Annotated in this window: 20 protein-coding genes and 4 pseudogenes; 11 read left to right on the top strand and 13 right to left on the bottom strand. The window is 68.1% G+C overall.

The window, feature by feature from the left end:
- Nucleotides 1–38: 38 nt before the first annotated feature.
- Nucleotides 39–2,510 carry a substrate-binding domain-containing protein gene (locus WME89_RS30365; protein WP_438003180.1) on the bottom strand — a complete coding sequence of 824 codons (2,472 nt, stop codon included), beginning with the start codon at nucleotides 2,508–2,510 and terminating at the stop codon, nucleotides 39–41.
- A 359-nt stretch (nucleotides 2,511–2,869) separates the two neighbouring features.
- Between WME89_RS30365 and WME89_RS30360 the strand changes: the two genes are divergently transcribed.
- The 3 genes from WME89_RS30360 to WME89_RS30350 all read left to right on the top strand — a co-directional run bounded on the left by WME89_RS30360 (nucleotide 2,870) and on the right by WME89_RS30350 (nucleotide 6,005).
- Nucleotides 2,870–4,387 (top strand): L-fucose/L-arabinose isomerase family protein, encoded by a 1,518-nt coding sequence (locus WME89_RS30360; protein ID WP_438003179.1) that lies wholly within the window; start codon nucleotides 2,870–2,872, stop codon nucleotides 4,385–4,387.
- Between the two features lie 324 nt (nucleotides 4,388–4,711).
- Nucleotides 4,712–5,041: a hypothetical protein gene (locus WME89_RS30355; protein WP_438003178.1), complete on the top strand. Its 330-nt coding sequence runs from the start codon at nucleotides 4,712–4,714 to the stop codon at nucleotides 5,039–5,041.
- A 1-nt stretch (nucleotide 5,042) separates the two neighbouring features.
- Nucleotides 5,043–6,005 (top strand): zinc-binding dehydrogenase, encoded by a 963-nt coding sequence (locus WME89_RS30350; RefSeq protein WP_438003177.1) that lies wholly within the window; start codon nucleotides 5,043–5,045, stop codon nucleotides 6,003–6,005.
- Here the strand turns inward: WME89_RS30350 and WME89_RS30345 are convergent.
- Together WME89_RS30345 and WME89_RS30340 are read right to left on the bottom strand one after the other, a co-directional pair.
- Entirely contained in the window at nucleotides 5,974–6,498 is a 525-nt protein-coding gene (locus WME89_RS30345; RefSeq protein WP_437745411.1) for an SRPBCC family protein, read from the bottom strand. The genes WME89_RS30350 and WME89_RS30345 overlap by 32 nt on opposite strands.
- A complete protein-coding gene (locus WME89_RS30340; protein ID WP_438003176.1) occupies nucleotides 6,485–6,841 on the bottom strand; it encodes an ArsR/SmtB family transcription factor in 357 nt (118 codons plus the stop codon). The genes WME89_RS30345 and WME89_RS30340 overlap by 14 nt, the downstream gene beginning before the upstream one ends.
- A 225-nt stretch (nucleotides 6,842–7,066) precedes the next feature.
- Here WME89_RS30340 and WME89_RS30335 point away from each other — a divergent pair, with 225 nt between their 5' ends.
- A complete protein-coding gene (locus WME89_RS30335) occupies nucleotides 7,067–7,603 on the top strand; it encodes a hypothetical protein (RefSeq protein WP_438003175.1) in 537 nt (178 codons plus the stop codon).
- A 317-nt stretch (nucleotides 7,604–7,920) separates the two neighbouring features.
- On the opposite strand, the pseudogene WME89_RS30330 reads toward WME89_RS30335, so the two are convergent.
- Nucleotides 7,921–8,696 (bottom strand): annotated as a pseudogene (locus WME89_RS30330) (IS3 family transposase); the annotation flags it as partial.
- A 1,171-nt stretch (nucleotides 8,697–9,867) separates the two neighbouring features.
- Between WME89_RS30330 and WME89_RS30325 the strand changes: the two are divergent.
- On the top strand, nucleotides 9,868–12,801 hold the full coding sequence (locus WME89_RS30325) for a Kelch repeat-containing protein (protein WP_438003174.1): 2,934 nt from the start codon (nucleotides 9,868–9,870) through the stop codon (nucleotides 12,799–12,801).
- A gap of 755 nt (nucleotides 12,802–13,556) precedes the next feature.
- Here WME89_RS30325 and WME89_RS30320 read toward each other — a convergent pair.
- Nucleotides 13,557–13,712, bottom strand: coding sequence for a hypothetical protein (locus WME89_RS30320; protein WP_438003173.1), 156 nt, complete (start codon nucleotides 13,710–13,712; stop codon nucleotides 13,557–13,559).
- Nucleotides 13,713–13,764: 52 nt separating this feature from the next.
- Nucleotides 13,765–14,136 carry a hypothetical protein gene (locus WME89_RS30315; RefSeq protein WP_438003172.1) on the bottom strand — a complete coding sequence of 124 codons (372 nt, stop codon included), beginning with the start codon at nucleotides 14,134–14,136 and terminating at the stop codon, nucleotides 13,765–13,767.
- 130 nt (nucleotides 14,137–14,266) lie between these two features.
- On the opposite strand from WME89_RS30315, the gene WME89_RS30310 reads away from it, so the two are divergent.
- The 3 genes from WME89_RS30310 (at nucleotide 14,267) to WME89_RS30300 (ending at nucleotide 17,127) form a co-directional block, all read left to right on the top strand.
- Nucleotides 14,267–14,428, top strand: a complete 162-nt coding sequence (locus tag WME89_RS30310; RefSeq protein ID WP_437624180.1) for a hypothetical protein — start codon at nucleotides 14,267–14,269, stop codon at nucleotides 14,426–14,428.
- A gap of 100 nt (nucleotides 14,429–14,528) precedes the next feature.
- Nucleotides 14,529–15,548: a transposase gene (locus WME89_RS30305; RefSeq protein WP_438003171.1), complete on the top strand. Its 1,020-nt coding sequence runs from the start codon at nucleotides 14,529–14,531 to the stop codon at nucleotides 15,546–15,548.
- Nucleotides 15,549–15,954: 406 nt separating this feature from the next.
- On the top strand, nucleotides 15,955–17,127 hold the full coding sequence (locus WME89_RS30300) for a poly(ethylene terephthalate) hydrolase family protein (protein ID WP_438003170.1): 1,173 nt from the start codon (nucleotides 15,955–15,957) through the stop codon (nucleotides 17,125–17,127).
- Nucleotides 17,128–17,152: 25 nt separating this feature from the next.
- On the opposite strand, the gene WME89_RS30295 is transcribed toward WME89_RS30300, so the two are convergent.
- The 4 genes and pseudogenes from WME89_RS30295 to WME89_RS30280 form a co-directional block, all read right to left on the bottom strand.
- A complete protein-coding gene (locus WME89_RS30295) occupies nucleotides 17,153–17,785 on the bottom strand; it encodes a glycoside hydrolase family 30 beta sandwich domain-containing protein (RefSeq protein WP_436625379.1) in 633 nt (210 codons plus the stop codon).
- 158 nt (nucleotides 17,786–17,943) lie between these two features.
- On the bottom strand, nucleotides 17,944–18,102 hold the full coding sequence (locus WME89_RS30290; protein WP_437595166.1) for a hypothetical protein: 159 nt from the start codon (nucleotides 18,100–18,102) through the stop codon (nucleotides 17,944–17,946).
- Nucleotides 18,099–18,824, bottom strand: a complete 726-nt coding sequence (locus WME89_RS30285; protein ID WP_438011989.1) for a transposase — start codon at nucleotides 18,822–18,824, stop codon at nucleotides 18,099–18,101. Before WME89_RS30285 ends, WME89_RS30290 begins: the two co-directional genes overlap by 4 nt.
- Nucleotides 18,737–19,489 (bottom strand): annotated as a pseudogene (locus WME89_RS30280) (transposase zinc-binding domain-containing protein); the annotation flags it as partial. The gene WME89_RS30285 and the pseudogene WME89_RS30280, both read right to left, overlap by 88 nt.
- On the opposite strand from WME89_RS30280, the pseudogene WME89_RS30275 reads away from it, so the two are divergent.
- Nucleotides 19,473–19,814: pseudogene (locus tag WME89_RS30275) on the top strand (zinc-binding dehydrogenase); the annotation flags it as partial. The pseudogenes WME89_RS30280 and WME89_RS30275 sit on opposite strands and share 17 nt — an antisense overlap.
- A 142-nt stretch (nucleotides 19,815–19,956) precedes the next feature.
- Here the strand turns inward: WME89_RS30275 and WME89_RS30270 are convergent.
- Nucleotides 19,957–20,688 (bottom strand): YciI family protein, encoded by a 732-nt coding sequence (locus tag WME89_RS30270; protein WP_436625307.1) that lies wholly within the window; start codon nucleotides 20,686–20,688, stop codon nucleotides 19,957–19,959.
- 498 nt (nucleotides 20,689–21,186) lie between these two features.
- Here WME89_RS30270 and WME89_RS30265 point away from each other — a divergent pair, with 498 nt between their 5' ends.
- Nucleotides 21,187–21,450, top strand: a complete 264-nt coding sequence (locus tag WME89_RS30265) for a hypothetical protein (RefSeq protein ID WP_437923700.1) — start codon at nucleotides 21,187–21,189, stop codon at nucleotides 21,448–21,450.
- Nucleotides 21,451–21,912: 462 nt separating this feature from the next.
- Nucleotides 21,913–23,811, top strand: a complete 1,899-nt coding sequence (locus WME89_RS30260) for an FG-GAP-like repeat-containing protein (protein ID WP_438003169.1) — start codon at nucleotides 21,913–21,915, stop codon at nucleotides 23,809–23,811.
- A gap of 202 nt (nucleotides 23,812–24,013) precedes the next feature.
- Here WME89_RS30260 and WME89_RS30255 read toward each other — a convergent pair whose 3' ends face one another.
- Nucleotides 24,014–24,811 carry a transposase gene (locus tag WME89_RS30255; protein WP_438003168.1) on the bottom strand — a complete coding sequence of 266 codons (798 nt, stop codon included), beginning with the start codon at nucleotides 24,809–24,811 and terminating at the stop codon, nucleotides 24,014–24,016.
- A gap of 121 nt (nucleotides 24,812–24,932) precedes the next feature.
- A pseudogene (locus WME89_RS30250) lies at nucleotides 24,933–25,550 on the bottom strand (transposase zinc-binding domain-containing protein); the annotation flags it as partial.
- Nucleotides 25,551–25,768 lie beyond the last annotated feature (218 nt).

Genomic DNA, 25,768 nt, shown 5'->3' with positions numbered 1-25,768 from the left:
GCGCCGGGAGCCCCGTCACCGCCCTTGTTCTGGTCGTCTCAGGAGGGCTGCGCGTGCGATGTGCCGCGGTAGATGATCTGGCCGCCAGTCTTCGACAGCGCGTAGGCGAACCCGAGCTCCAGGGTCGAGCGGGTGACGACGCCCCCGACGTCCGCGCCCTGCTCCACCATCAGCCGCGCCGCCGCCGGCGTGACGCCGACGAGCACGACCTCGGCGCCGAGCAGCCGCGCCGCCCGCGCCGCCCGCAGGAGGTGCTCCGTCGAGGTGGCGTCGACGACCGCCATCCCCGTGACATCGACCAGCACCACGCGCGCGTGGCGCTCGGTGATGTCCTGCAGCATCGACTCGATGAACCGGGCGGACCGCTGCGCATCCATGGTCCCGATGACCGGCATCACCAGGATGCTCCGCGCGATGGGCACGACCGGGCTGGAGAGCTCGCGGATCGTATCGAGCAGCGACTCCTGGTGCCGGTTCGCCTGCTCGAGCTCGTGGGTCCGCTCCGTGATCCGGTGGACGAGCTGCGCGTTTTCGAGCGCCACGGCCATCGTGTCGGCGACGCGCTCGAGCAGCGCGAGCTCCTCGAGCGAGCACGCCTCGCGGCGCCCGCTCTCCAGGACGAGGACGCCGAAGGGGATCCCGCTCGCGAGGAGCGGGACGCCGACCAGGGTGCTCACCCCCCTCCCGCGCGCCTCGATGACGTCGGGCGCGCCATCGAGCTCGCTCGAGCGCGTGTCGACGATGATCGATCTGGCGGTGCTCAGGACCTGTCTGACCAGCGACCCCGGGTCGAGGGGGGCGCGCTCGTCGCGGAAGCCCTCCTCCCCCGCGTTCAGGCCGGCGACGAGGATCTCGATCGGGCGGCTGGCCTGGGCCAGCCGGCGCCTCCGCTTCGTCGCCTTGCGGGTCGCGTCCAGGGTCAGGTAATCGGAGAGCGCGATGGACCAGGGCGTGCGCTCGAGGGTCACCGTGTCGACGCCTGTGTCGATGAAGCGCAGCGCGGACGCTCCCCCGGGCCCCGCCCGCGTGGGCAGCCCGGCCAGGGCCGCCTCGACGCCCTGGAGCGCCATGTCGCAGAGCACCTGCACCGCGCGATATCCCCACTCGTGCTCGCGCTGGACGATGGCCGCGTGAATGGTGCCCTCCCGGAGCATCGCGACCGTGTCCGCGAGGAGATCGAACGTGACGATCTTGAGCCTCCCCGCCCGCCCCAGCTCCCTCGCGGCCGCCGCCCACAGCGGGCCGTTCGCCGCGCACACGCCGAGGGCGCCGGCGATACCGTCTCTCTCGACGGCCTCCCGGACGAGCCGCATGCCGGCCGCCTCATCGTAGTGGTCCTCGGTCGGCGGCAGCACGTCGAGGGACGTGCCGGAGAGCGCCGCGCGGAACGCCGCGATGCGCTCCATGGCATTGACGCTGCGGAGCGAGAACGTCTGCACACCGACCTTGCCCCCCTCCGGGAGCAGCCGCGCCATCAGCTGCCCGGCGAGCCGCCCCGCCGCCGCGTTGTCGATGCCGATGTAGGCCGGCGCGCTGCTGCCGTCGACGGGCGGCGTGTCGAGCGCGACGACCGGAATCCCGGCCGCCGTCGCGCGCCGGATCGCCGGCTCGATGAGCTCGGGGTTGATCGGCGAAACGGCGATGCCGTGCACGCCCCGGTCGATGCCCTCCTCGAGGAACTCGCGCTGGGCGACGTCGCCGCTGCTGTCGCTGGCGATGGTGGCGATGCGGACGTCCACGTGCACGCCGAGGTTGCGCCCCGCGACGAGGGCCCCGTCGCGGATGTTGTTCCAGAACGCCACCGGCGGCCGCCGCGGGGCGCGGTAGATGCGGGTCTCGCGGCCGGCGGCGCCGCCGTGCGAGGAGGAGCCGCCGCGGGGAGCGTCGGCCAGCAGGACGAGGTGCACGGAGCTCCACTGCGGCCGGATCTGCACGCTCTTGATGCCCTTCGAGATCAGCTCCACGAGCTCGTGCGGGCTGGTCCGCGCGGACACGGCGTTCAGCACCGCCTCGAGCACGCGCATCTCCTGGGCCGCCTCGGCCTTCTCGTTGTAGAGGTCACGCCGCTCCAGCGCCGCCCCGGCGCTGTCCGCCAGCGAGACGAGCCGCGCCCAGCGCTCGTCCGAAGGCGCCTGCCCGTCCGGCTGCTCGACGGCGAGCACGCCGACCACCTGTCCCTGCACGCGCACCGGCGCGAGGACCATGACCGCTCCGCCGGGCGCGAGGTGCAGCGCCGACGCGTCCGGCAGGTGCGCTCGGTACCACCCGGCGGCCGCCGTGACGACCGCGCCGTCCGCGGAATCCAGCATCGAGAGCGCGCTGGCCGGCCCCGCGTCGACGAGGACCTGCGGCGCGCTCGGCAGCTCGCCGTCGAAGCCGACGGAGACCCTGTGGACCAGCCGCTCTCGCTCGCGGGTCAGCAGGCTCCCGCGCCGCGCGGAGGGCAGGGTGCCCACGGCCTCGTTCACGATGCGATGGAGCGTTGCAAAGAGATCTAGGCCGGTACTCATTCGCGTGTCCGCCCGCGACCGACCCTGAGGAGGTCGAGGCGCCCGCCAGCAGGCGCGAGGAGCGGCCTCGCGTCAAGGGGCGACCGAGCCGCGTCGGACGCCGACCCTGGTCGTGTCTTCGTAAATACTCTTGCCTAAGTCCCTCCTTCGATGTAAAACACACGGGCTTGGAGATCCGAGCCTCGGACGTGGAGGTGATGACTCCACCCTGTTCCCGAGGCGGGCCGCAGCACGTCCATCGTCGATGGGACGGCCGAAGACTCGGGTTTACCCGGAGGCGTCCGAGCGGCTGGGCTGAGAGAGGCTCGGGGCGAGGCGCTTCGAGTGCGCGGGCTTGGAGCATTTTCAGGAGGACGACAATGAGCCGGAAACCGGTGATTTTGGGATTCATGGGCAACCGCGGCAGCTTTCCCACGGATTTCGCCGTGGAGGGCGCCCAGGCCACGGCCTCCGTGGTGCGGGAGCTGCTCGGCGATGCAGTGGAATACGTCGACCTGGGCAATGTCGAGACCTATGCAGACGCCAAGCGTGCCGCCGCAAAGGCGCAGGAGCACCGCGCCGGGGTGGACGGCGGCGGGGCCATCGGGGTCGTCTGCTCGATGTACAACTTCTCGGACGAGAACGGCATTCGGGATTTCCTGCGCCTGGCGGATCTGAACGTACCCGTCTTGATTCACACCGAGCCGGACGTGCGCGGTCAGGGCAAGATGGGCCAGCGAGGGCGTCGGGACGGAGCTTGTGGTCGCTTCTCCGCGACCAATGCCCTGCGCCACATCGGCTACCCCTACACCCTCACCTCGAAGCACTGCGAAGCGGTCGACTCGGTCGCCTTCGCCGACGACCTGCGGGCGTTTCACGCCACCTGCGTGCTGGCCTCCAGGTTTCGTCGGCGAGGGCGAGGCGTGCGCCTCGGCCTGGTCGGCTCCGGGCCGGACGATTTCCAGACCGTGACCACCGTGTCCACCGAGCTGCTGGGGCACCTGGGCTTGAGCACCGTGGGGCTGGAGCTGATTGCTCTCGATCGCCAGATGCGCAACGTGTCTCCTTCGCGCCTGTCCTCGAAGAAAGACGAGATTCGCGAGCACTTCGGAGCCGAGGACGTGCCCTCGGCTTCGCTGGACGCCATCGGGCGAATGGGCGTCGTCTTCGACCGCTTCGTCGAGGAGAACGACCTCGACGGCATTGCCGTGCGCTGCTGGACGGAGATGCAGAAGTACCAGGTGGGAGGCGAGGTGGGGGTCATGCCTTGCACTTGCATGAGCATGCTCTCCGAGCGCCTGCTGCCCGCCGCCTGCGAGACCGACATTGCTGGTTGGATGGGCATGTACATGCTGCAGAGCGCCTCGGGGCTGGTCCCGGTCCTGGGGGACTGGAACAACATGTTCGACGACAAGCGGCAGGAGGTGGATCTCTTCCACTGTGGGGTGTGGGCCAAGAGCGTGATGCACCCAGGCTCCAAGATCACCGAGCACCAGATCCTGGCGGATGTGGTGGGGCGGGAAAACAGCTGGGGAGCCGTCGACGGAGACCTCAAGCCCGGTACCTGCGCGTTCTTGCGCCCCTGTACCAACGCGCGGGAAGGCAAGATCTTCATGTACGGCGGCGTGGGCCAGGTGAAGGAAGAGCGCATTCAGACCTTCGGGACGCGCGGGCGCGTGTACATCCCGGAGATCCAGGAGCTCTTCCGTTACGTCACCGATCCGCGGCGGGCGGTGGAGCACCACGCGGCGTTGGTCGTGGGGACTCGGCGTGCCATTGCCACGACGATGAAGGCGGTCCGAGACGCCTTGCCTTACATCAATGCCCAGGCGGGGCTCAACGGGTCCGGCCTGGAGCTCGTCGAGTACTACGAGCACAATACGGTCGAGCAGCTGTGACAGGAGCTCGGTGCCCGGGGTCGCTACCACTGTAATATTGTATTTCGTGATGATCTTTGCCTGAATCGACGGCTGGAGGGCTTGCACGGAAATGCACGCGCCCTCGGATCACGTGACCGTCGCGAAGTGCTCGCAGCCGGCGTCCTTCGGAGTGACGCGCGCTTTGCTCGATACGCTGACGCTGGTCTCCGTGAGTACGAATCTGCGGGCTTCCACGAACGGCGGCAGCCTGTCCCGTCGTGCTCCGGGGTCGCCTGGAGCTCGGCGTCCCGCGAACAGGCGGTTTCCTCGCCGTCGCCCCGCGGACTCGTATACACTGCACGCATGGGCCACGTCGTGATGCAGGCAGCGGAGTTCTCGACGGTCGCCGCGGCGGAGCAGGCCGCGGCGGAGCTGCGGCGGCTCGTCGCGGACTACGTCACCTACGAGGAGACCGCCGACGCGCCGTGGAGCGAGGGCGCCGTGCCCGCGCCGCTGGTCGAGTTCGGCCGGCGGCACGGCGTGCCGTGGCCGGGCGACGCAACGTCGCGGTTCATGCTCAAGGGCCTGTTCAACGACGAGGCGAACGTGCTCAGCGTCGATCGCCTGGTGTTCTTCTGGGGAGGGCTCGAGCTCGGCGCAGGAGGGAGCGCGCCACGAGGTCGGCTGCCGTGAGGTGCTCTCGGCCGCACGAGCTCTCAGGACGGCAGGGTGGCGCTCTCCCTCGGCCTTCGGGGACCTTGGGTCAGGTCGGGTTCCCTCAGAGATTCGGCTCGAGCTTGGACGTTCATGTTCATTCCCCTCGACGCGCTCGTCGAGCGCCGCAGCACTTTCCCCGCGAAACCTCGCTTATGAAGAGACCGCCGCCATTCCCTACGGCGGCCTGCTGGCGCTCCACTACCTCCGCCGCGCGGCGCTCGAGCCGGGCCACGCTATCGTGATCTACGGGGCTTCGGGCGGCGTAGGGACTTCGGCCGTCCAGCTCGCGCGCCACATGGGGGCCGAAGTCACGGCGGTGTGTGGCGCGGCCAATGCGGAGCTCGTCCGCTCTCTCGGCGCGGCGCACGTGATGGACTACACGACGGAGCCGTCACCTCCCGAAGGAGCTCGCTACCATGCCGTGCTCGACGCGGTCGGTAAGCGAAAGACCTCGCCGCTCCGCTCCGCGTGCGAGGACGCGCTCGCCCCCGGTGGACGTTCGATCTCGGTCGAGAGAGCACGTGGAGCGAGAGGCCGAACTGCGCGAGCGCGGCCGCGGCGAGGAGCGTTCGGGGGCTCATCTTCTGGCGTCTGCGTGCAGGAGGTCCGGAGGAGGCAAGCCTTCTCGGAAGCCGCCCTGGCGAGTCGGTCGACGTTCTCGCAAACGCCCGACCGCCCGTCCATCTGGAAGCGCGGGTCGGTTGCGCGTGGCCGTAAGAGGATCCACTCGAACGAACGCGGTGACGACGCGTGCATTTGCAGAGAATCCCGCCCGAGCTCCGCGCCCTCTTCGCGCGCGTGCCGAGGCGGCGGCCCTCGTGCGCCTCGCGCCGCCCGCGTGAATGCGCAGCGCCGAGAAGGAGGACCGCGCTCGTCGCGCTCCCCGGCGCCCCTCCCGCGCGATGGCTTCAGGACGATCGCGCCGTCGTACCAAGCGTGACGAGAAGCTCATCGAGCTGCTCGAACGTCTCGCCCATCCCGCTGTACGCGCCCGAGGCCAGGGCGGCGTCGCGCGCTTGCTTCGATCGATAGAGCTCGTGCAGCACCTGCAGCGTCTTGCCGCCTTTTTCCTCGAGGGTCACGGTCGTGACGGCGCCATCGTCGCCCGCTTCGTCGTTCGTCCACACGATGCGCGAATGCGGTGTCACTTCGAGGTACGTGCCGAAGAACGCCATCGGCTGCGCGGCATCGTGACCAAAGACCAGGCGGTAGCTGCCGCCGGCGCGAATATCCGCTTCGTAGGAAAGTAGAGGCACGGGCATCGACTTCGGTATCCACCACCGCCTGAACAGCTCCGGCGTGGTCCACGCCTGGAACACGATGCGCGCCGGGGCATCGAAGGTCCGTGTGACGACGATCTCGCGATCGGACTTCGGTTCCACCGTCGTGCGATTACTCGTCAATTTGGGCTCACTCTCTTTACTTGCGTCCATCGACGTTCTCCTTTCGTTTCAGCTCCTCGATGACCTTGTCCAGCTCGTCGAAGCGTGCGGCCCAGAGCTGGCGGTACCTCTCGATCCACGCCGTCTCTTCGTCGAGCTGGCGCGGGCCGAGCTTGCAGGTACGCACGCGGCCGACCTTCTCGGTGGTGACGAGCCCGGCCCGCTCGAGGACGCCGACGTGCTTCTTCATGCCCGTGAGGGTCATGTGAAACTTCTCGGCGAGGTCCGTGATCGAAGCGTCGGCTCGTCCGAGCTGCTCCAGAACGCCGCGCCGGGTCGCGTCGGAAAGCGCGGCGAAGGAAGCATCGAGGCGGGCACTCGAATACTGAACCATGTGGTTCAATATTTAACGCGCGAGTCGGCGTCGTGCAAGAGGAGATCGAGCGCGTGCTCCGTCGCGAGCCGACTTTGATTCAGAAATTTGCGGCCATTTGCAGTGACAGCGGAATGCGGCTCGGCGCCGCCACCCCGCCTCGCCGGGCCAACGCGCCCCCCGCCGCGGGGGTACGGGGCCAGCAGGCGGTTGGACTACCTAATCCCGTACGGGGCCAGCTGGCGGTTGGACTACCTAATCCCCGACGACGGCGCGGGCGGCTATCGCGATTACGACGAGGTCTCGTACGCGTTCACGCTGCCCTCGGCCTTCACCGACGGCGCGGGAAAGGCCTTCGTGCGGCTCGTCTACCAGCCCACCACCAAGCACTACGTCGAGATCCTCGAGCAGGCGAACGCGGGCAAGAACGACCGCGGCGCCAAGCTGCGCGCCACCTGGGAGGCGCCCGGCAAGGCGGCGCCGTTCGTCGTGGCCGAGCTGACGACCGACGTCACGCTCGTCGGCGGCACGCTGCCCGACCCGGGCGCGGGCGGGGCGGGCGGCTCACCCCAAGGCGGGGGGGCGGGGCGGCGCCGGCGGCCGGCGCGAGCGGCGCGGGCCCCGCCAACCCGGCCGGCCCGGCCACGAGCCTCGAGGGCGGCGGTTGCTCGTGCAATCCCGTACGGGGCCAGCAGGCGGTTGGACTACCTAATCCCCCCTGGGCCCGACGCCACAGAGCCAGGTGCACTACGACTTCATCATTTTCCCGCTGTAGTTTCGTAGGGCCCCCCTCCGTTCGCGCTGCAGCCGCTTTGGCTTTGACTCCGTTCCGTGGAATAGCGGCTACCGACTGTCGGACGACCGAGTGCGAGGGCAGCGGATGTAACTGGTGGGTAAGGCCGCCTTTTGTCGGGGGCACTTCGCGCATCGGCCCTCGCGCTCGCCGAGGTCGGGAATGTTGAGAGGCGCGGCGCGCGGCCGGCTTCTTGAAAAAAAACTCTGCCCCGGATGGCGATCGGCAGGTGAGCGAAACGCGCGTCTGTGGTACCGCCGCGCCATGCGCTCTGGTCCTCCAGGGCGCGATCGTTGAACGCGCTCGCGGCCCAGCCGACCACGCGGCGCGAGAACAGGTCCAGGATCACGGCCAGGTACAGCCAGCCCTCGCCGGTGGGGATGTACGTCACGTCCGTCACCCAGACCTGGTTGGGCGCTCGGGCATCGAATTGCCGCTCGATCACATTCGGGGCGCTCGGGCCGTTGTGCCGCGAATCGGTGGTGCGGCGGAAGCGCCGCTTCCTCCGAGCCGCGAGCCTCTGAGCGCGCATCAGCCGCTCGACCCGTTTCTTGCCGACACGCATGCCGCGAGCGCGCAGCTCCGCATGGATGCGCGGACTGCCGTAGCGGCCACAGCTCTTGTGGTGCACGGCCCTGATCTGCGCGCTCAGTTGAGCGTCGGACTTGGCCCGCGCGGACTCCGAGCGCTTGGCCCACCCGTAGTAGCCGCTGCGCGAGACCAGCAGCACCGCGCACAGCACCAGCACCGGGTAGTGCGCCTTCTCCGCGTCGATGAACTCGAACCTCACTCGTTTTCCTTCGCGAAGAAGGCCGCCGCTTTTTTTAGGATCTCGCGCTCCATCTCCAGCCGCTTCACGTCGCGGCGCAGCCGCTGCAGTTCCTCACGCTCCGGCGTCGTCAGCGCCCCCGGCGGGCCGTGGCCCGCGTCGGTGTCCGCGCGCTTGATCCAGTCGCCCAGCGCCGTCTCGGTCAGGTCGAGGTCCTTCGCCACCTGGCCGATGCTCCGGTCGCTCGCCTTCGCCAGCCGTACCGCCTCCGCCTTGAACTCGGGCGTGAACGCCCTCCTCTTTCTCCGTCCCATCCCTGCCTCCTGGTGCCGTCCGGGGTGTCGACGGAAGCGGGGGAGGACCACTCGCGTGGTGCGCCATCGCCATAGGTTCGCGGCGCGATGCGAGAGCAACCTACGGCGAAGGTGGCGGGGAGCGGCAGCGCGCAGGGCAAGCCGCGGTGGGCACTGGCGCCGCGACCAGCGTGGTCGTCCGCAGGCGCGCCACGACGCCGAGGGCGGCCGATGCTCCTGCGCAGCCGGAGGCCCCGAGAGGGCGCCGGGCGCCACGCGCCGATACCGCGAGCGTCGAACAGGCCGCGCCAGCACGCCGAAGCCGGCGAGCCGCCTGCACCGGCGACAGTGAAGAGGCGCTGACCCGGGCGACGCCGGGTCACATTTCCACGGCGCCCAGGGGGCAGATTTCCGCGGGCGCCGCGGTCATTTTCTGCAGACGCGACGGTCACGTTTCCGCGGATCTTCGTGGTTAGATTCCTGCGGATCTCCGTGGCCATCTACACAAGGGTGAATCACGACGCGTGTCTCGGGCTGACATCCGGGGCTCGGGAGCGGCGTGCCCCAGGTGAATGCACGCGGCGGGGCCGGCGGTGCCGCGGGTGGGCGGGGAGCGCCGCGGCCGGCGGGGGACGGGAAACCTGCCTCACGATGCACGGTCCAGCGCTGCTCGGACGGTGCAGCGCTGCTCGGGTGGAGGCCACCCATCACGATCCACGCGTCCCCGCGCAGGAATGGGGGGCCGATCGGCAGGTGCCGCGTGGACGTACTCCCAGCCGAGCGCATCGGGGATCTCGCGCGCGATCAGGGCGCGCGGAATCGCCCCGAGCAGCCGCTTGCATGCAGGCCGACCTCGGTGGGGAGGGTTGTGCCATTCATGACCCTGGGTTAGATCGGCAGCCTGTTCCTGGTCCGGAGCGGCTCTCCAGCCGCAATCCAGACCTCATCGTGATGGGCGTGCCCAGCGCACGAGGTGCCATAACCTGGCACCGTGTAATGACGTGAATTGCCGCGACCGTCGTGTTCCTGGCACCGGCTGAAGAGTCCGCCTTTCCTGGGCAAGACACGGGCGCGCGCCCTTGACGCGCTTGAAAGGCGAGGGTAACAGCAGTCCGCTGATTGTCTCGCGCCCACCGGCCGGCTGGGGAGGGAGATTATGCATTCGGCACACGTCAAGTCGTTGCATTGCCGCATGGGGTGCTTCCTTGTCGTGGTCGTCGCCGGCTGCGGCACGCGCGAGGCGCCGTCGCGTGGAGCGACGGGCGACGGTGACGGCGGGGTGAAGATCCACTTGTTTTCGGCCGACAGGCTCTGGGGGGATGCGCCGCTCTCCACTCGGCTCTTGTGGGAGATTGAGGCGTCCCCAGGCGTCACGATGCGATGCGATCTGGACACCGACGGAGATGGAACGTTCGAGACTTCCATAGCGACCTGTCCGGTGTCCGGCAGCCACGCCGTCACGCTCACACGTGTCGGCGAGGTCGAGCCCAGGCTGCGGGTGACGGCGAACGGGACTTCGGTGGATGCGAAGGAACTCGTCTACGTCAACCACATCGACTGGGCACCCAACGTGGTGCGCGTGGCCGATCTCCCTGGCCTTGAGTCCTCCGTGGCGATCGACACGCATGTCACCCTCACGTTCCGGGACGCCGCGAGCGTGCCGGCGCTCGAGCCTGGGGATGTGCTGTTCGATCGGTCGGCGGACGGTTACGTCGCCAAGGTGACGAGCTCGAGCCGGACCGGGACCAAGGTGGATGTCGTGGTCACTCCGGGCAGCCTGGAGGACGTCGCAACGGGCGGCTTCTACGGGATCCGCAATCCGGACCCCGCGGTGAAGGCCCTGAGCGGCGGCGTCGCGTGCGATCCGGAGCGCTGGTCCGGAGGCTGGACTGGGGCCTTCGTCGGAATTCCTACGTTAGAGCTGAAGAAGGATTCCTTTTCGCTCACGCTCGACGACGGACGGATCGGCGGCGCGATCTGGATCGAAAAAGCTGTCTTCGATTTGAATCCGTTTCACCTCGTCGTCCACATCGACGTCCGCTCGAAGGCCGCGCTGTGTGCGGAGGTGACGGCAGCGATCAACGGCACTTGGGAGCCAGCCCCGCGGGAGATCCCGGTGCCAACCCTGGGACAGAAGGTGAACCTTGGTTTCATCGAGGCCAAGGCAGGGCTGATCCCGAAGGTCGGTCTCTCCGTGACTTCCTCGCTGAATCTGTCCGCGAGTATGGTCGCCAGCGTCGAGGCACAAGCGCGCTTCCATTTCGAGTCGGGCAAGCCCGTGGAGGCAGGAGTGCAGGTCACGCCCAACGTGACCTTCGACGACCTACATGTTGCGGCCGAGGGCGAGGCAAAGCTGTTTTTCGACCCGGCGCTCGAACTCACGTGGGCCAAGCCGCCGGCGGAGTGCAAGCCGGACACCAGCGCGGGCGGCGCCCTGCGGGTGGCGATCGATCCCGAAGTGGGGGTGAAGGACAGGATCGCGCTTAAGAACGGCCAGCTGTGCCTGACCGCGGCGATGTACGGCGAGGCGAGCGCGGAGGCCATTCCTCCGTTCGGTGTGTTTGACTGCTGGACGATCTCGGCGCCGCTGTTCCCAGACGCGGAGCTCTACGATCCCCCGTGGTGCACCGCTGCTGCGTCGGCCTGCGACGATGGCATGAAGAACGGTGAGGAAACTGACGTCGACTGCGGCGGCCCGTGCGCCTCGTGCCCAGACGGCAAGACGTGCAGCGGGGACGCGGACTGCACGAGCGGCGCATGCAGGGGGCAGATCTGTGTCGCGGATGCCGGGACGAGCGAAAGCGGGGCATCGACCGGAGCGAGCTCGTCCAGCGCAGGCGACGGTGGCACCGGAGGCACGGGCGGTGCGAACTCGGACAGCGGCGTCGGAGGTGCCGGCGCCGCCAGCACTGGCGCTGCCGCCAGCACTGGCGCTGCCGGCGGCGCTGGCGAGGGCACAGGCGGCGCTGGCGAGGGCACAGGCGGCGCTGGCGGCACCGGCGGGGATAGCGGCACCGGCGGGGATAGCGGCACCGGAGGAGCGATTGGCTTGTGCTCCGAAACTCCTTCTGGTTGGGCCGTGACATCCAGCATGGCTGTCACTCGATACGACCACACGAGCACTGAGTTACCCACGGGACGTGTTCTTGTGGCTGGCGGAGGCTTACCTGACGACAGACCTGAAATATTCGATCCGGCAACCGCAAGATGGTTCCCGACGGGTTCCACTACCGGCCCTCAGAACGACAGGCGCACCCTCGTAACGCTGCTTGATGGACGCGTTCTCCTTGCGGGAGGCATCGACTCTGGTTATCAGAGCGCACCGACCGAGGTCTACTCAGAGACCACAGACACATGGGAATCGCTCGCAAGCAAACCCAATGAGGCTCACTCCGGAGGGACCCTTTCTTTGCTCAGCAACGGGAAAGCTCTTCTCGTCGGAGGAAACAACTGCGCCTACTCGTGCCCACCAATCACAACAGCACTATTCGACGCCACGACGAACACGTGGACAGACTCCGGCAACCTCCAAATACGCCGCTTGCTTCACACAGCAACGCCGTTCGCCCCAAACAAGGCAATCGTTGCTGGGGGTTACACATGCAGGTCTAGCATTTGCCTATGCAGCAGAGGATATGATTTGTATCCCGAAACCGAAATCTACGACGATGCTACGGGAACATGGAGTACAGGGCCGGCCTTGAGCATCCCGCGTTATGGCCATGCAGCAGTGCTGCTGAGCAGCGGCAAGGTTCTAGTCGTCGGCGGCGTCACCGGCGACGGAAGCTGCGAGGGCCTGCAGCCTACATCCACAACAGAGATATTCGATCCCGCCACGAATCGATGGTCGCCAGGTCCTCCACTAACAGTCCCGCGTCAGCTCCACCGCATGGCAGTTCTTCCCAATGGATCAGTGCTTGTGTCCGGCGGATATGGACCGCTTGATGAATATCTAACGAACACCGAAATTCTGGATGTGTCGACTATGCATTGGTCGACAGCGGGCGACCTCCGTGCACCCCGCATTGGGCACACCATGAACGTGCTTCGTGACGGTGCCGTGCTTGTTTCTGGCGGTGTCGACACCAATGCTAGGCTTTCAGCTGCGGAACGCTTCTGCCCGTAGTTAAGACCCGCCATGGCGGGCACACGGAATTGGCCCTGTCATTTCGTGAAGGGGAGCGTCGTCGACGAGGTGCGTGCCCCGGGGAACCCGCCCGGGCACGTCGTCGCGCACACGCCCGCGGCCCTGGAGTTTTCCGTCGCGCTCGCCGAGCACCCGGCTCGCGCTCGATATGTCGGCGCGCGAGAACGCAGAGCGCGAGCGCGCAGCGTTGCAGGAGGAGATCATCCGGGTGCAGCAGAGCCGGCGAGCGGAGCTGTCCACGCAGATGATCCCGATCACCGAGCAGGTGATGGTCATGCCTCTCATCGGGACCATGGATGAGCAGCGTGCCAGGCACGTGCTTGAATCTGCGCTCTCTGGCGCCGAGGCGCATGGTGCGCGTGCCGCCTCCGTGCCAGCATGCAGGAGCCGCTTCGCCGCTCGTTTTCCCACCGCTCTCCCCATGGCGTCCGCAGTTCCGCCATGGCGTCGCCATGCAGCATCGCGGCGAGAGGGTCGTCGCCTGCGCACGCCGCCGCCGTTGCCTCCCGGCACAGGCCTGCTGCTTGCCGGCATCACTTTCCGGATGCCTCCGGGGCGCTTCGGCACGCAACCGCCGCGCGCGGGCGATCCCAGTAGAGCCGGCGGGCACTGGGTCCATGCCACCCGAGGGGGTGCGATCCGTCGTCACGCCCCCTCGAAATCCCGCCGAAAGTAACGGATCGCGACGGTTCGACACCGCACCGGAATCCTGGCAGGGTTTCTGACGCGCGACACTAGCCGCGCTGCGGCCGACCCACGGCGAGCGCGCCGTCGCCGAGGAGCGCCTGCGCGCCGAGCGCGATCATCAGGAAGGCGACGTACTCCCAGCCGCCCCCCTGGCCGGAGAACATCCAGCTGTTCGGGAGGTGCACGATCAGCGCGCCGGCCATCACCGGCAGGAGCGCGAGCGAGACGAGGCGCGTCTGGAAGCCCGGCGGAGGGTCAGGGGCCGCCGGAGAAGTGCACGTAGAGCACCGGCACGAGGACGCCGATGGCCAGCCACACGCCGCCCCGGCCGAGCAGGCCGCGGCGCCCCGGCAGCATGAAGACGCCGGTCAGGGCCAGCACCAGGAGCCCGGCCGCGTAGGTGTCGGCCACGTAGGTCCACGCCTTCTTGCCGCGGTTGAGGTGTAGCCAGTTGGCCACGCGCAGGAGGAACCGCGGCTCCTGCCCCTCGTCGAGCACGCGGCCCGTGGCGGGGTTGACGTGCAGGGTGCGCTTGTCGAACACGACGTCGAGCTGCTCCTCCGAGGCGCGATAGACCTCTTGCGGCTCGCCCGAGATCTCCAGCCGCTTCATCACCACGGCCGCCACCGCCTGGTCGTCGCCGACGATCGGGCCCCCGAGCTCGTGGGCGCGCTCGTAGCTCTGGAAGCTTGGATCCCAGCTCGAGCCGCGCTTCTACCTGCGCGTCGCGACACGCGCGGGGCTGCGGCGCGAGACCGTGCCGCTGCCCCACGAGGTGAAGGCGATGCTCGCGGCGGGGAAGCTCGATCCGAACGACTTCGAGGATCACACCGAAGAGATCGTCCGTGCGGCGCTCGCCGCCGCGCGTGCCGCGCCGGCGGCGGACCCAGCGGACGTCGCAGATCTGACGGGTCGCTGAGTCGCCCTCGCGGCGCGGAGCTGCGCGCGACACGGCGGTGTGGCGCCTGCTGATGACCGCCGTGACATGCCCCGGTCCAGAGGGGGACGCGCACCCGTGTGTGAACGACGTGCCGCCGGCACTCACGCGCGCGCGCGATTACACGATCTCGAGGCGCTCGGGGGACGGGCCAGGGCGAGGACTTACGCCGGACGATGGAGGCGAAGCGCGGTTCGAGGCGAAGCGCCGTGGGCCGCTCACGGTGGAGCTCGATGGTTTCAACGTCGAGGCGGCGGTGCGCATCGAGGGCTACGACGACGAGGGGCGCGAGCGGCTCGTCCGGTATTGCGCGCGTCCCTGCTTCGCTTTGGAGCGGCTCAGCATCCTCCGCGACGGTCGGGTGGCCTATCAGGTGAAATACCCGCGGCGAAAAGGAACGCATCGGGTGATGACGCCGATTGTGTTTTTCGCGAGGCTCGCCGCGCTGGTGCCGCCGTCGCGCCATCCGCTGGTGCGCTACCACGGTGTGCTCGCGCCGCATGCGAAGCAACGCAGCCTCGTGGTGCCGAAGGCGACGGGGAAGGCGCGTAAGGGCGAGCAGCGCGCCGGAGCTGATAGCGCGGGCAGCGATGACAAGAAGAAGACGACGACGATCACGCCCTTGCCGGCGAGGCAGGCGCCGAAGGGGCCGGCGAGAGGCATGGAGACGCCGTCGCGCAGAGGAGACGAGCGAAGCGAGGCGGCGCCGTCGGCAGTGTCGGAGCGAGGCGCTCGGGACGTGGCGGTTGGGGCGCTGCTGACGATGGTGCATGGCGCGGTCGAGCGCGAGCGGGTGTCGACTGCGCTGGGCGCTGTACTGCCGTGGGCTGATGTTGGATTCGTGTCGGAGGGGATCTCGGTCCGGCATCTTGATCGGCTGCTGGATGGGCTCCTTCTGGCGACGTCGCCTCGCGTCGAATGGGCGAAGCTTTTGCGGCGGACTTACGCAGTAGATGTTCTCGCGTGCCCGCGATGCAGCGGGCGGATGCGACTCATGGCCGCGATCACGGACAAGGCGACGGCGAGGAAGATCTTGAGCCACCTCGGTCTGTTCGCCGAGCCGCTGGAGTGCCGCGCGCGGTACCCGGCGGACCCCGCGTGACGAAACTGAAAGGGGAGGGACGCTGCTCGACGACGTGGCCGGGGGGAGGTCTGCCCTGAGGTGCGTGCGCCGGCCATCACGACGCGCCGCGAACCGCGACGGCGGCCGTTTGGACGAGCTCAGTAGTGTACAGCTATACGGTAGGATGCCTTCCGCTTGGTGCCAGTAGTGTACAGCTATACGGTAGGATGCCTTCCGCTTGGTGCGACGTCGCGGTAATCGCAGGCGTTTCACGAGTGGAAGGCCTGTCTGATCGCATAAGGCCCGTTCTGTCGATAAGCTCGTACAGTCGGACTGCACGAGCCAGGAACGGCTCCGAGAATCTTGACTTTGCGGAACGCGTTTGCTTGTCCTATCCGCCAAAGCGCTTGACGACGCTGAGCGGCTGGGCGAGGACAGAGTCACCATGAGGCGTTGGCTACTGACTTTGGGCGTGTGCGTTTCCACCGCGGCGTGTGGTAACGGATCGAATGGGGACGCTGCCGCGAGCGGGGGCGCGGTTGGCACGGACAGCGGTGGGACGGGCAGCGGGGGCACGGCCTCCGGTGGTGCGACGGGCTCTGGGGGAACGGCCGAAAGCGGCGGCGCATCCAGCGGCGGCGCATCCAGTGGTGGGGCTGGCGGCTCGAGTGGGGCCACGGGTGGCGCGGCTTCGGGCGGCGGCGGCCAAGGAAATGCCGGAAGCGGCGGCACGACCGGTAGCGGCGGCTCGGTCAGTAGCTGCGTCGGCGACCCGTTCCCCACGGCCGATCCTACCAAGACGGGCCCCTTCTCGGTCACCGCAGACAAGAACGTCGGCCCCCTCGCCGGCGTCGTTCCCGATCCGATCTATGGGGACGAGCAACAGCGCTTCCACGTGTACCGCCCGAGCAATATCGCAACCAGCGGCCACTGCCATCCGATCCTGATCTGGGCCAATGGCTACCGGGACAATCCGGAGCAGAACCCGCCGAAATGCGTCGTCAACGCCGGCAGCAATCAGTGGTGCGGACAATACGGACCGATCGTCAACCATCTCGCGTCCCACGGTTTCGTCGTGGTGGCTTCTCTCAGCACCGCGACCGCCGAAGGCGATCCTCTTCCCACGACCGCGGGCCTCGATTGGATCTTGGAACAAGCCGAGGATGCGAGCAGCCCGTACTATCACGCCCTCGACACCACGAAGATCGGCCAGCTTGGCCATTCCTATGGGGGCATGTCGACTTGCAAGACGGCCTCCGATCCCCGTTTCTCGGCCCTCGGCACGATTTGCGGCACCAGTGCCCTCGAGGGAGTGCACACCCCCATGTTGTTCTTCTGCGGGGGGAACGACTCCACGGTGCCCTGCAGCAGGGTCCACGATGTCTTCAAGACGGTCACCGATCAGCCCGCGTTTTTCCTCAACGAGCTCAACGCGGATCACGGTAGCTGGGTCTATCAGGGCGCAAATGGCGTGTCCCTGTCGTCGGCCGCGGCCTGGTTCCGCGTTCATCTGATGGATGACACAGCGAACAGGAACTTCTTCTACGGCGACAACTGCAAGTTCTGCACCGATGGCCGCGTGCAAGCAGAGCAGAACGCCCTGATGAACGTCCCCTGAGCGACGGGGCCGATCTGGCTAGGCTTCACTGACTCACGAACGTCGTCACGCTCATGGCTTCGAGGGCCATCGGGAGCGTGGCGTCCGTTACGGTGACGGGAGTTCCTTCGGCCCAGTTCTTCGAAGCGGCGGTCACGAAGGGGACCATCGCGCTTGGCGCGGTGCCGCCTGCGAAGGCGAGGGGAACGGTCTGGGCGGAGGTTGTCTCGTTGATGGCGACGACGACGACTTTGCCGCTGTCGTTTGTGTAGGCGCTGACGAGGACCTTTTCCGGGAAGACGCCGGTGACGGCGACGCGGTGGTAGCCGGGGCGAATGTAGCGGGTGAAGTTTCCGAACGTGTAGTAGCGCTTGGTGGTGACGCTGCCTGACTGCTGAATCAAGCCTTCGTTCGTGGTGTTGCCCGAGTACCACCACCAGAGCCAGGCGTTGGCTTCGCCGACCACGAGCGCGCTGTGCACCCAACGGGCGATGGCCACGCCGTTCTCGATGGTGTTGCTCGGTCCCTGTTCCGGCCACCACTTCACGCCGGACATCTCGGTCTGCCAGACTTCCTTGTCGCCCCGAGGCGGGACATCGTCCGGCCAGGGGTAGGCGACCTGAGTGTGCGCGTAGGTAAAAGAAGCCGGATCGCAGCGCGAAGAAGTGTAGCGCAGCAAACCGAAAGGGTGGGACCGCGGGCGTCGTGATGGCTCGGTCCTGGGTCGAAAGAGCGTGGTCCGGGCGGCGCCGAGCGCGCTACGGGGCGCATCGGCGTGCCGTGGGCACACGTGTCCGTCCGGGCGTTGGTCTGGCCCGGGAGGCGCGTCGCGAGACGCTATGCGGCGTCACCGGGCGCCTTGCGGCGCACAACGGTGCTCTTCCAGTACGGCGGCCCTCGGTTGGGAGAGCGTGCTGGGACGTCGGTCGGTTCGCCGAGCGCGGAGAGGAAGCGGGCGATGTTCCTTGGCTCGGTCACCATGGCGACGAGCTTCATCCGCCCCTTGCAAGCTGGGCACTCGAGGACGTCGATCGCAAATGTGCGGCGCAGGAGCTCGGCCCACGGTCGATAGCCGCCACGCTTGCGTTTCGAAGCGGCGCCTTCGTCCGCCTTCGTAGGCTCTTGTGGCTTAGCAGGGCGCGGTCCGATGCGATTGCGCGCCAACGTGGGCGACTTGCCGAGGCGAGCACGCCCGCGTATTTGACGGTGTGAAAGCGCGGCGGCGGGACGCTGGCTGCGAGGCGACACAAGAGCGAGAGCGGATCCATATCCACCGCGACAGTCCCGTCAGCGAAGGCGCGCTTGAGCGACAGCCGCACCAGGCCGTCCTGCTGCGGCTCGACGCGCTCGTTTGCGATCGGGGGTCGCAGCACGTAACGCAGCAGCGCCTCCCTCGCCGCGGCATGGTGCGCACCGGCGCGCGTCGCTGCGTGCAAGGTGAAGCCATCGAGCGCAGCGCACAGCGGCTTGTCGTACGCGAGCGCGCTCGGACAATACGACGAGAGCCCGCGGAGCCATTGCGGGGCGACGACGTGTGGCGCGGCTCTCGTCCCGAGACGGCGGAAGCACAGAGCGCGGCCTCGGGCTCGTCGTCCTCCTCGACGTCGTGCTCGATCTCGAGATGCCCGTGCCGCCGGAGGTAACGGAGCATCCGCCCGACGGCGTGCTCTAGGACTTGACCGACCTCGCCCGTTCGCAGGTGACCGAGTTCGTTCCACACGAGCTCGGTGCCGTCTTCGTGATAAGCCCCGTCGAGGAAGACCACGTGCAGATGCGGATTGAGCCGCATGTCGCCGGACGTGCGTTGCACGACGGTCACCGCGCCGCTCTTGACCGCGCCGCACGCGCCTCGGCGCGCACCGCGCTCTTCGTAGAACCGCTCCACGCTCTCGACGAAGATGCGGGTCAGCACGCCGAACAACGCCCCGTCCTGGGCGAGCCTGCGCCGCCACGGAAACGGAAACGTCAACACCCACGGACGGTGCGCCACCTCGGGCAGGACGTCCTCGATCAGGTTCGCCGCCGTGGAACACATGCGTCGGCCCAGACACGACGGGCAGAAACCGCGTCCTTTACAGCTGAAGGCCACCAGCCGACTCTCTTCGCAGCGCTCGCACCGGAGCCGCGCGAACCCGCGGCAGAGCAGCCCGCAGTCGAGGTAGGCTTCGAGCTCCTTCTTCGCGTGCTTGGGTATCCGGACGGCGATGGCGCCGTCGTCGATGGCCCCGTACAGCGTCTCCACGTTGTCGCGCACGATCTCGTAGAGCGTCGTCTTCTCGGGACGACGGCGCTCGTAGACGACGCCCGTGGTGCGAGCCGCGCTGGCCACACGGCGCCGACACCGCACGCCGCACGCCACGCGGTGAGGCTCGTTCGACTTCATCCTCGACACCGTGTCGGCCTCGCACGACGTGAACGCGCTCATCGGCACGCTCCGGCGCGACGGCACGCTCGTGCTCGTGGGCGCGCCGGAGAAGCCGCTCGAGATCGGGGCCTTCGGCCTGCTCCTCGGTCGCCGTCGGTTCGCGGGCTCCGCGATCGGCGGGATCAAGGAGACCCAGGAGATGCTCGATTACTGCGGCGAGCGCGGGATCGTCTCCGACGTGGAGGTGATCCCGATCCAGCAGGTCAACGAGGCGTACGAGCGGACCGTGAAGGGCGACGTTCGTTACCGCTTCGTGATCGACATGAAGAGCCTCTCGGCCTGACGTTCAACCGAACGCGTCCCGAAGCACGATCGTCTCGTCCCGCCGCGGCCCCACCGACACCAGGAACACCGGCACGCCGCTCCCTTCGACGCCACACCGCAGGCGGCGAGACCGCCTCGACGGCCGTCTCCGCCCCGCGCGCCTACTCTTCGTCCTTGCTGACGAGACGCACGTCGATCTCGAGCGTACCACCGAGGATGTCCGCGTAGCGCCGGGACACGTCGATGACTTCGTCCATCCCCGAGAGGTCGAGGACCGCGAAGCCACCGATGAGCTCCTTCGACTCCGCGAAGGGCCCGTCGAGCACGCTGAGCTCGCCCTTGGTGAACATGAGGCGTTTGGCCTGGGCACTCGGCTCGAGTCGATGGGTGCGGACGAGCACGCCAGCTTTGGTCATCTCGGTCCGGAGGCGCGAGAGCGCAGCCTTCTGCTGGGCACTCCGCCCGCCAGCCTCGGTGGACTGATCGGCCTTTTCGATCAGGAGCACCTGGAGTGGAGGGTTCTCCGGCATGGGCATGACGCCGATGTCCCACGGCTCGTTGACCTTGCCGACCTCGAGCTCACAGTCGCCGAGGATCTTGCCGTAGCGCTCCGCCCAGCCGAGCGCTTGATCGAGGGTGCCGACCTTGAGTTGCAAGGTTGCCGCGGGAAGCTCGTGCGCGCCCGGGTAGGGGCCGCGCTTGGTGGTGACCTTGCCTTCGCGGAAGACCAAGCGCGTTCGCGTCTTGCTGCCACCGAGGCCGGCACCGTCGATGAGTCGACCGGATTGTGCGAACTCGCCGACGAAGGCGCCCATCTTGTGGACGAGCTCGAGGGGCGGCGGGTTTCCTGCTTCGGTTTCGGGATCGTTCTTGTGCATCATCATAAAACGCATGGCTGACTCCTGATGTTAGAGGTGAGAAGAAGCTCGACGGGGCGGCCTCGCCACTCGCCTGGCCTTCATGGAGCACGACGTGCGGCGCATGGTCGTAAACGACGGGGCAGGGGAAATTTTCTCAACTCTGCGAAATGAAAAGGGAATCTTCTTCAGCGCTCCTGGCTGACAGGACGGGCGCGTGTCGCCCCTGCGACTGGCACGAACGTTGCTTCCCGTTACAGAAGCGATTAAAAACGTGTTAAATATTACATTGGTTTCGGTGGGCCTCGTCGTGGTGGGGCTCTGGGCCGGATTGGGTCGCAGTTCGGAGCCTGGACCCGACGGCGGCACCGGTGGGAGCGGCTCGGGCGGCGGGCCTGACGGAACGGGTGGCGGATCGGGCGGGGGTTCCGGCGGCTCAACGAGCTGCACGTCTAGTCTCGACCTGGGCACTTTTCTCGTGGAATCCGCGGCCATTGTTACATCACGAGGACCGGCCTGCGATGGTCCGCGATCGTGCGCCGTGGTTGCTGCGCCAATCCATGCACGTTGCCGCAGGGCGGGCCCTATTATGGGATCCACGATACGGGCGAGCCCGACGAGATACCGGCGGCGGTCGTGGAAGAGATCGAGGCCACGTACCCCGGCTACCAGACGATCCCGCCGGAGCTCGGGAACGAGGTGGTGCCGGATGTGGACATGGACGGGGTGATGATGATGGGCGAGGCGACGATCTACATGTGCCTCTTCTCGCCCAAGTGGACTTGGGTGGAACCGTAACCATTCCCTGGAACGAAAGGCCGTTGCCGGTACCTCCCGCACGGCGGTGGACGGCCGAGGAGCACGAACAGAGCGCGGCGCTTCGGATCGCCGCCGAGGTGGTCACGCACGACCGCAGTGCGGCAGTCGGCAACGCGCAGGAGCAAGCTCGTCGAGCGGGGCATCATGGCCCCGGTGATGGCATGGTCGACCCCGGTGAGCGCCGCAAGGGCCACACCCAGGGCGATGGGCGGGCGATGATGTTGATGCACCGTCCGATCGATCTCGCCTTGCTGCGCCTCCAGCACGGACGACCAAAAGCGTTATGGACACAGCACAATCCCTGTTGCCGCGTGCACGCTGGCCGCGCACAGACACCCTGATGAATGCCTTGAGCTCAGCATAGGGAAGGGGGACCGACTCCAGATCAGCGCTTGACGCGGGCCGCCGCGCCATGGCCTCCTCGGTGCGAGGGGGGCTGCGATGGCGCTCGTTCTTCGACGCGTTCTCCGGGCGTGGAGCCCGCTCTTGATGTTTCTCGCTTGCGTGCTCGCGCAGGCTGGATGCCAGTGTGTGCGCGGCGACCCGCCCATGGATCCGCGTCCGGGCCTCGTCGCCTGCCGGACCCAGCGCGCGCACGGCCCTGCCACGTCCCGCCCCGCGCTGGCGATCGAGACCGTCGCCGCCGGCACCCTGCCGGGGACGTTCTCGATCACGAGCACCGGCGAGGCCGTGTACACCATGGAGTTGGCTACCGTGCCCTCCCGCGCTGGCATGGGACCTCGGCTCCAGCTCGTCTATCGCAGCGATGGCGGCGACGGCGTGCTCGGCGCCAGCTTCGCCATCGCAGGGCTCTCCGCGATCACGCGATGCCCGAAAAGCCTCGCGCAGGACGGGGAGATCCGCGGCGTGCGGTACGACGGCGAGGACAAGCTCTGCCTCGACGGCCAGCGCCTCGTCCCTGTGAAAGAGGGACCGGGAACCATCGAGTACCGGACGTTCCCGGAGACCTTCGTCAAGGTGGTCGGTCACTACCCTCCGGAGGGCGGTGCGCCCGCCGAGGCGCTCTTCTTCGAGGCCTACCTGCCGAATGGCCGCGTCGTCGAGTACGGACGCACCGAAGGCAGCAAGCCGCTCGCGCGGGGAGAGGTCCCGCGCGCGTGGCTCGCGGAAAAGGTTCGTGACGGCCGGGGCAACGCCATGACCTACGCGTATTGCCTCGCCGAGGCCGAGGACGGCCATGCCGCGGACTACGCAGTGGATGAGATCCGCTACACGGGCTTTGAGGGCACGCCATCGCTCGCGCCTTCCCGGGCGGTGCGCTTCGTGTATGGCACCAAGGATCCGGCCGCCATTCGCACCGGCTCCTCGGGCGGCATGGCGCTCCAGCGCTCGCTTGGCCTGGAGGAGATCCAGATGCTCGGTCCGGGCGACGCGCTGGTCCGGAGCTACGGATTCCGCTACGAGCTCAGCCCGACGACGAGCCGGACGCTCCTGACCCAGGTCGAGGAGTGCGCGAGCGATCGGGTCTGCAAGCCTCCCACACGTTTTCAGTACAGTCACGGGAAGCCGGGGTTCAAGCGGCTGACGACGGATGTCGACAAGCCGGTCTCCGAGCTGGCGAGCCCGATGGTGTTCGACATCGACGCCGACGGGCTCGACGACCTCGTGATTCCGGACATGGTCGCGGGGCTCAGCACGCCGTCGAATCCGATCACCGCGTGGCGGGTGGCGCGAAACCTCGGGCCGCGCGTCGCATCGACCTACCTCGCACCGGCGGAGCTCGCCTTCCTTGAGGATTGGCTGTTCGTCGCCGATCCGGCTGGGCCCTCCGATCCGGCCCTACTTCAGCCCGAGCTCGGGACGGTCCTGGACTTCGACGACGATGGGCGGAGGGACGTCTTGCTCCACGACGCCTACGATTCCAAGACCACGTGGCATGTGCTCCTGTCCCGGCCGGACCGGACCTTCGCGCTTCATGACACGGGGATCCGCCGGCCGTTCCCGCTCGGGGTCACGCCCGCACCGCCGAGCCTGAGCAGCCCCGGCGGCTCGATGCACCTCGCCGACCTGGACGGCGATGGCATGCCGGATCTGCTCCAGTGCGAGGACCACGACCGACTGGGACAGTCGCCGATTCCGGCCTCTTCCGTGTGGGCCGTCCACCTCTGGAGGCCCGCGCGCGGCGCGACGCCCGCGGGCTTCGACCCGACGAGCGAATCGATCGAGCTGCTCACCGGCTACCCCTGCGATACGGAGCTTCACACGCTCGACGTCGACGCCGACAGCAAAATCGATCTCATCGTGCCGTCCCTGCGGCGGTTCGGTGACGGGACGGTCCTCCTCGGAGAGAGCTACGACGCGATCATGCGCAGCGCGTAGGTAAAAGAAGCCGGATCGCAGCGCGAAGAAGTGTAGCGCAGCAAAGCGAAAGGGTGGGACCGCGAGCGTCGTGATGGCTCGGTCCTGGGTCGAAAGAGCGTGGTCCGGGCGGCGCCGAGCGCGCTGCGGGGGCGCGTCGGCGTGCCGTGGCACACGTGTCCGTCCGGGCGTTGGTCTGGCCCGGGAGGCGCGTCGCGAGACGCTATGCGGCGTCACCGGGCGCCTTGCGGCGCAGAACGGTGCTTTTCCAGTACGGTGGCCCCCGGTTGGGAGAGCGTGCTGGAACATCGGTCGGCTCGCCGAGCGCGGAGAGGAAGCGGGCGATGTTCGTTGGCTCGGTCACCATGGCGACGAGCTTCATCCGCCCCTTGCAAGCTGGGCACTCGAGGACATCGATCGCAAATGTGCGGCGCAAGAGCTCGGCCCACGGTCGATAGCCGCCACGCTTGCGTTTCGGAGCGGCGTCATCGTCCGCCTTCGTAGGCTCTTCTGGCTTCGCAGGGCGCGGTCCGATGCGCTTGCGCCATGGACTTGCCGAGGCGAGCACGCCAGCGTACTTGACGGTGTGAAAGCGCGGCGGCGGGACGCTGGCCGCGAGGCGGCACAGGAGCGAGAGCGGATCCATGTCCACCGCGACAGTCCCGTCAGCGAAGGCGCGCTTGAGCGAGAGCCGCACCAGGCCGTCCTGCTGCGGCTCGACGCGCTCCTTTGCGATCGGGGGTCGCAACACGTAACGCAGCAGCGCCTCCCTCGCCGCGGCATGGTGCGCACCGGCGCGCGTCGCTGCGTGCAAGGTGAAGCCATCGAGCGCAGCGCACAGCGGCTTGTCGTACGCGAGCGCGCTCGGAAAGGACGGCGAGAGCCCGCGGAGCCATTGCGGGCCGGCGGGCGGCTCTCGTCCCGAGACGGCGGAGGCGCAGAGCGCGGCCTCGGGCTCGTCGTCCTCCTCGACGTCGTGCTCGATCTCGAGATGCCCGTGCCGCCGGAGGTAACGGAGCATCCGCCCGACGGCGTGCTCTAGGACCCGACCGACCTCGCGCGTTCGCAGGTGACCGAGCGGAGGCGCAGAGCGCGGCCTCGGGCTCGTCGTCCTCCTCGACGTCGTGCTCGATCTCGAGATGCCCGTGCCGCCGGAGGTAACGGAGCATCCGCCCGACGGCGTGCTCTAGGACTTGACCGACCTCGCCCGTTCGCAGGTGACCGAGTTCGTTCCACACGAGCTCGGTGCCGTCTTCGTGATAAGCCCCGTCGAGGAAGACCACGTGCAGATGCGGATTGAGCCGCATGTCGCCGGACGTGCGTTGCACGACGGTCACCGCGCCGCTCTTGACCGCGCCGCACGCGCCTCGGCGCGCACCGCGCTCTTCGTAGAACCGCTCCACGCTCTCGACGAAGATGCGGGTCAGCACGCCGAACAACGCCCCGTCCTGGGCGAGCCTGCGCCGCCACGGAAACGGAAACGTCAACACCCACTGCCGGAACGCCACCTCGGGCAGGACGTCCTCGATCAGGTTCGCCGCCGTGGCACACATGCGTCGGCCCAGACACGACGGGCAGAAACCGCGTCCCTTACAGCTGAAGGCCACCAGCCGACTCTCTTCGCAGCGCTCGCACCGGAGCCGCGCGAACCCGCGGCAGAGCAGCCCGCAGTCGAGGTAGGCTTCGAGCTCCTTCTTCGCGTGCTTGGGTATTCGGACGGCGATGGCGCCGTCGTCGATGGCCCCGTACAGCGTCTCCACATTGTCGCGCACGATCTCGTAGAGCGTCGTCTTCTCGGGGCGACGGCGCTCGTAGACGACGCCCGTGGTGCGAGCCGCGCTGGCCACACGGCGCCGACACCGCACGCCGCACGCCACGCGGTGAGGGCGCGTTTTCGCCGCGAATTTCGACAACCCGCCGGGCTATCGCCCATGGCGGCGCCATGGCGGAGCGGCGGGGCGGGGGGCGGCGGGCCGCG

Source organism: Sorangium sp. So ce321 (assembly GCF_051530195.1).
Lineage (GTDB): Bacteria > Myxococcota_A > Polyangia > Polyangiales > Polyangiaceae > Sorangium.
Note: the sequence above shows the minus strand (reverse complement) of the source record. Positions and strands in the feature narration are given on the sequence as shown.

Bases quoted from the DNA above. Each gene is read 5' to 3' on its own strand.
- WME89_RS30270 (WP_436625307.1), bottom strand. From the start codon at position 20,688: ATGCGTTTTATGATGATGCACAAGAACGATCCCGAAACCGAAGCAGGA.
- WME89_RS30355 (WP_438003178.1), top strand. From the start codon at position 4,712: ATGGGCCACGTCGTGATGCAGGCAGCGGAGTTCTCGACGGTCGCCGCG.
- WME89_RS30340 (WP_438003176.1), bottom strand. From the start codon at position 6,841: ATGGTTCAGTATTCGAGTGCCCGCCTCGATGCTTCCTTCGCCGCGCTT.
- WME89_RS30255 (WP_438003168.1), bottom strand. From the start codon at position 24,811: ATGCTCCGTTACCTCCGGCGGCACGGGCATCTCGAGATCGAGCACGAC.
- WME89_RS30345 (WP_437745411.1), bottom strand. From the start codon at position 6,498: ATGGACGCAAGTAAAGAGAGTGAGCCCAAATTGACGAGTAATCGCACG.
- WME89_RS30365 (WP_438003180.1), bottom strand. From the start codon at position 2,510: ATGAGTACCGGCCTAGATCTCTTTGCAACGCTCCATCGCATCGTGAAC.
- WME89_RS30320 (WP_438003173.1), bottom strand. From the start codon at position 13,712: ATGGCCGGCGCGCTGATCGTGCACCTCCCGAACAGCTGGATGTTCTCC.
- WME89_RS30300 (WP_438003170.1), top strand. From the start codon at position 15,955: ATGAGGCGTTGGCTACTGACTTTGGGCGTGTGCGTTTCCACCGCGGCG.
- WME89_RS30290 (WP_437595166.1), bottom strand. From the start codon at position 18,102: ATGAAGCTCGTCGCCATGGTGACCGAGCCAAGGAACATCGCCCGCTTC.
- WME89_RS30360 (WP_438003179.1), top strand. From the start codon at position 2,870: ATGAGCCGGAAACCGGTGATTTTGGGATTCATGGGCAACCGCGGCAGC.
- WME89_RS30260 (WP_438003169.1), top strand. From the start codon at position 21,913: ATGGCGCTCGTTCTTCGACGCGTTCTCCGGGCGTGGAGCCCGCTCTTG.
- WME89_RS30325 (WP_438003174.1), top strand. From the start codon at position 9,868: ATGGGGTGCTTCCTTGTCGTGGTCGTCGCCGGCTGCGGCACGCGCGAG.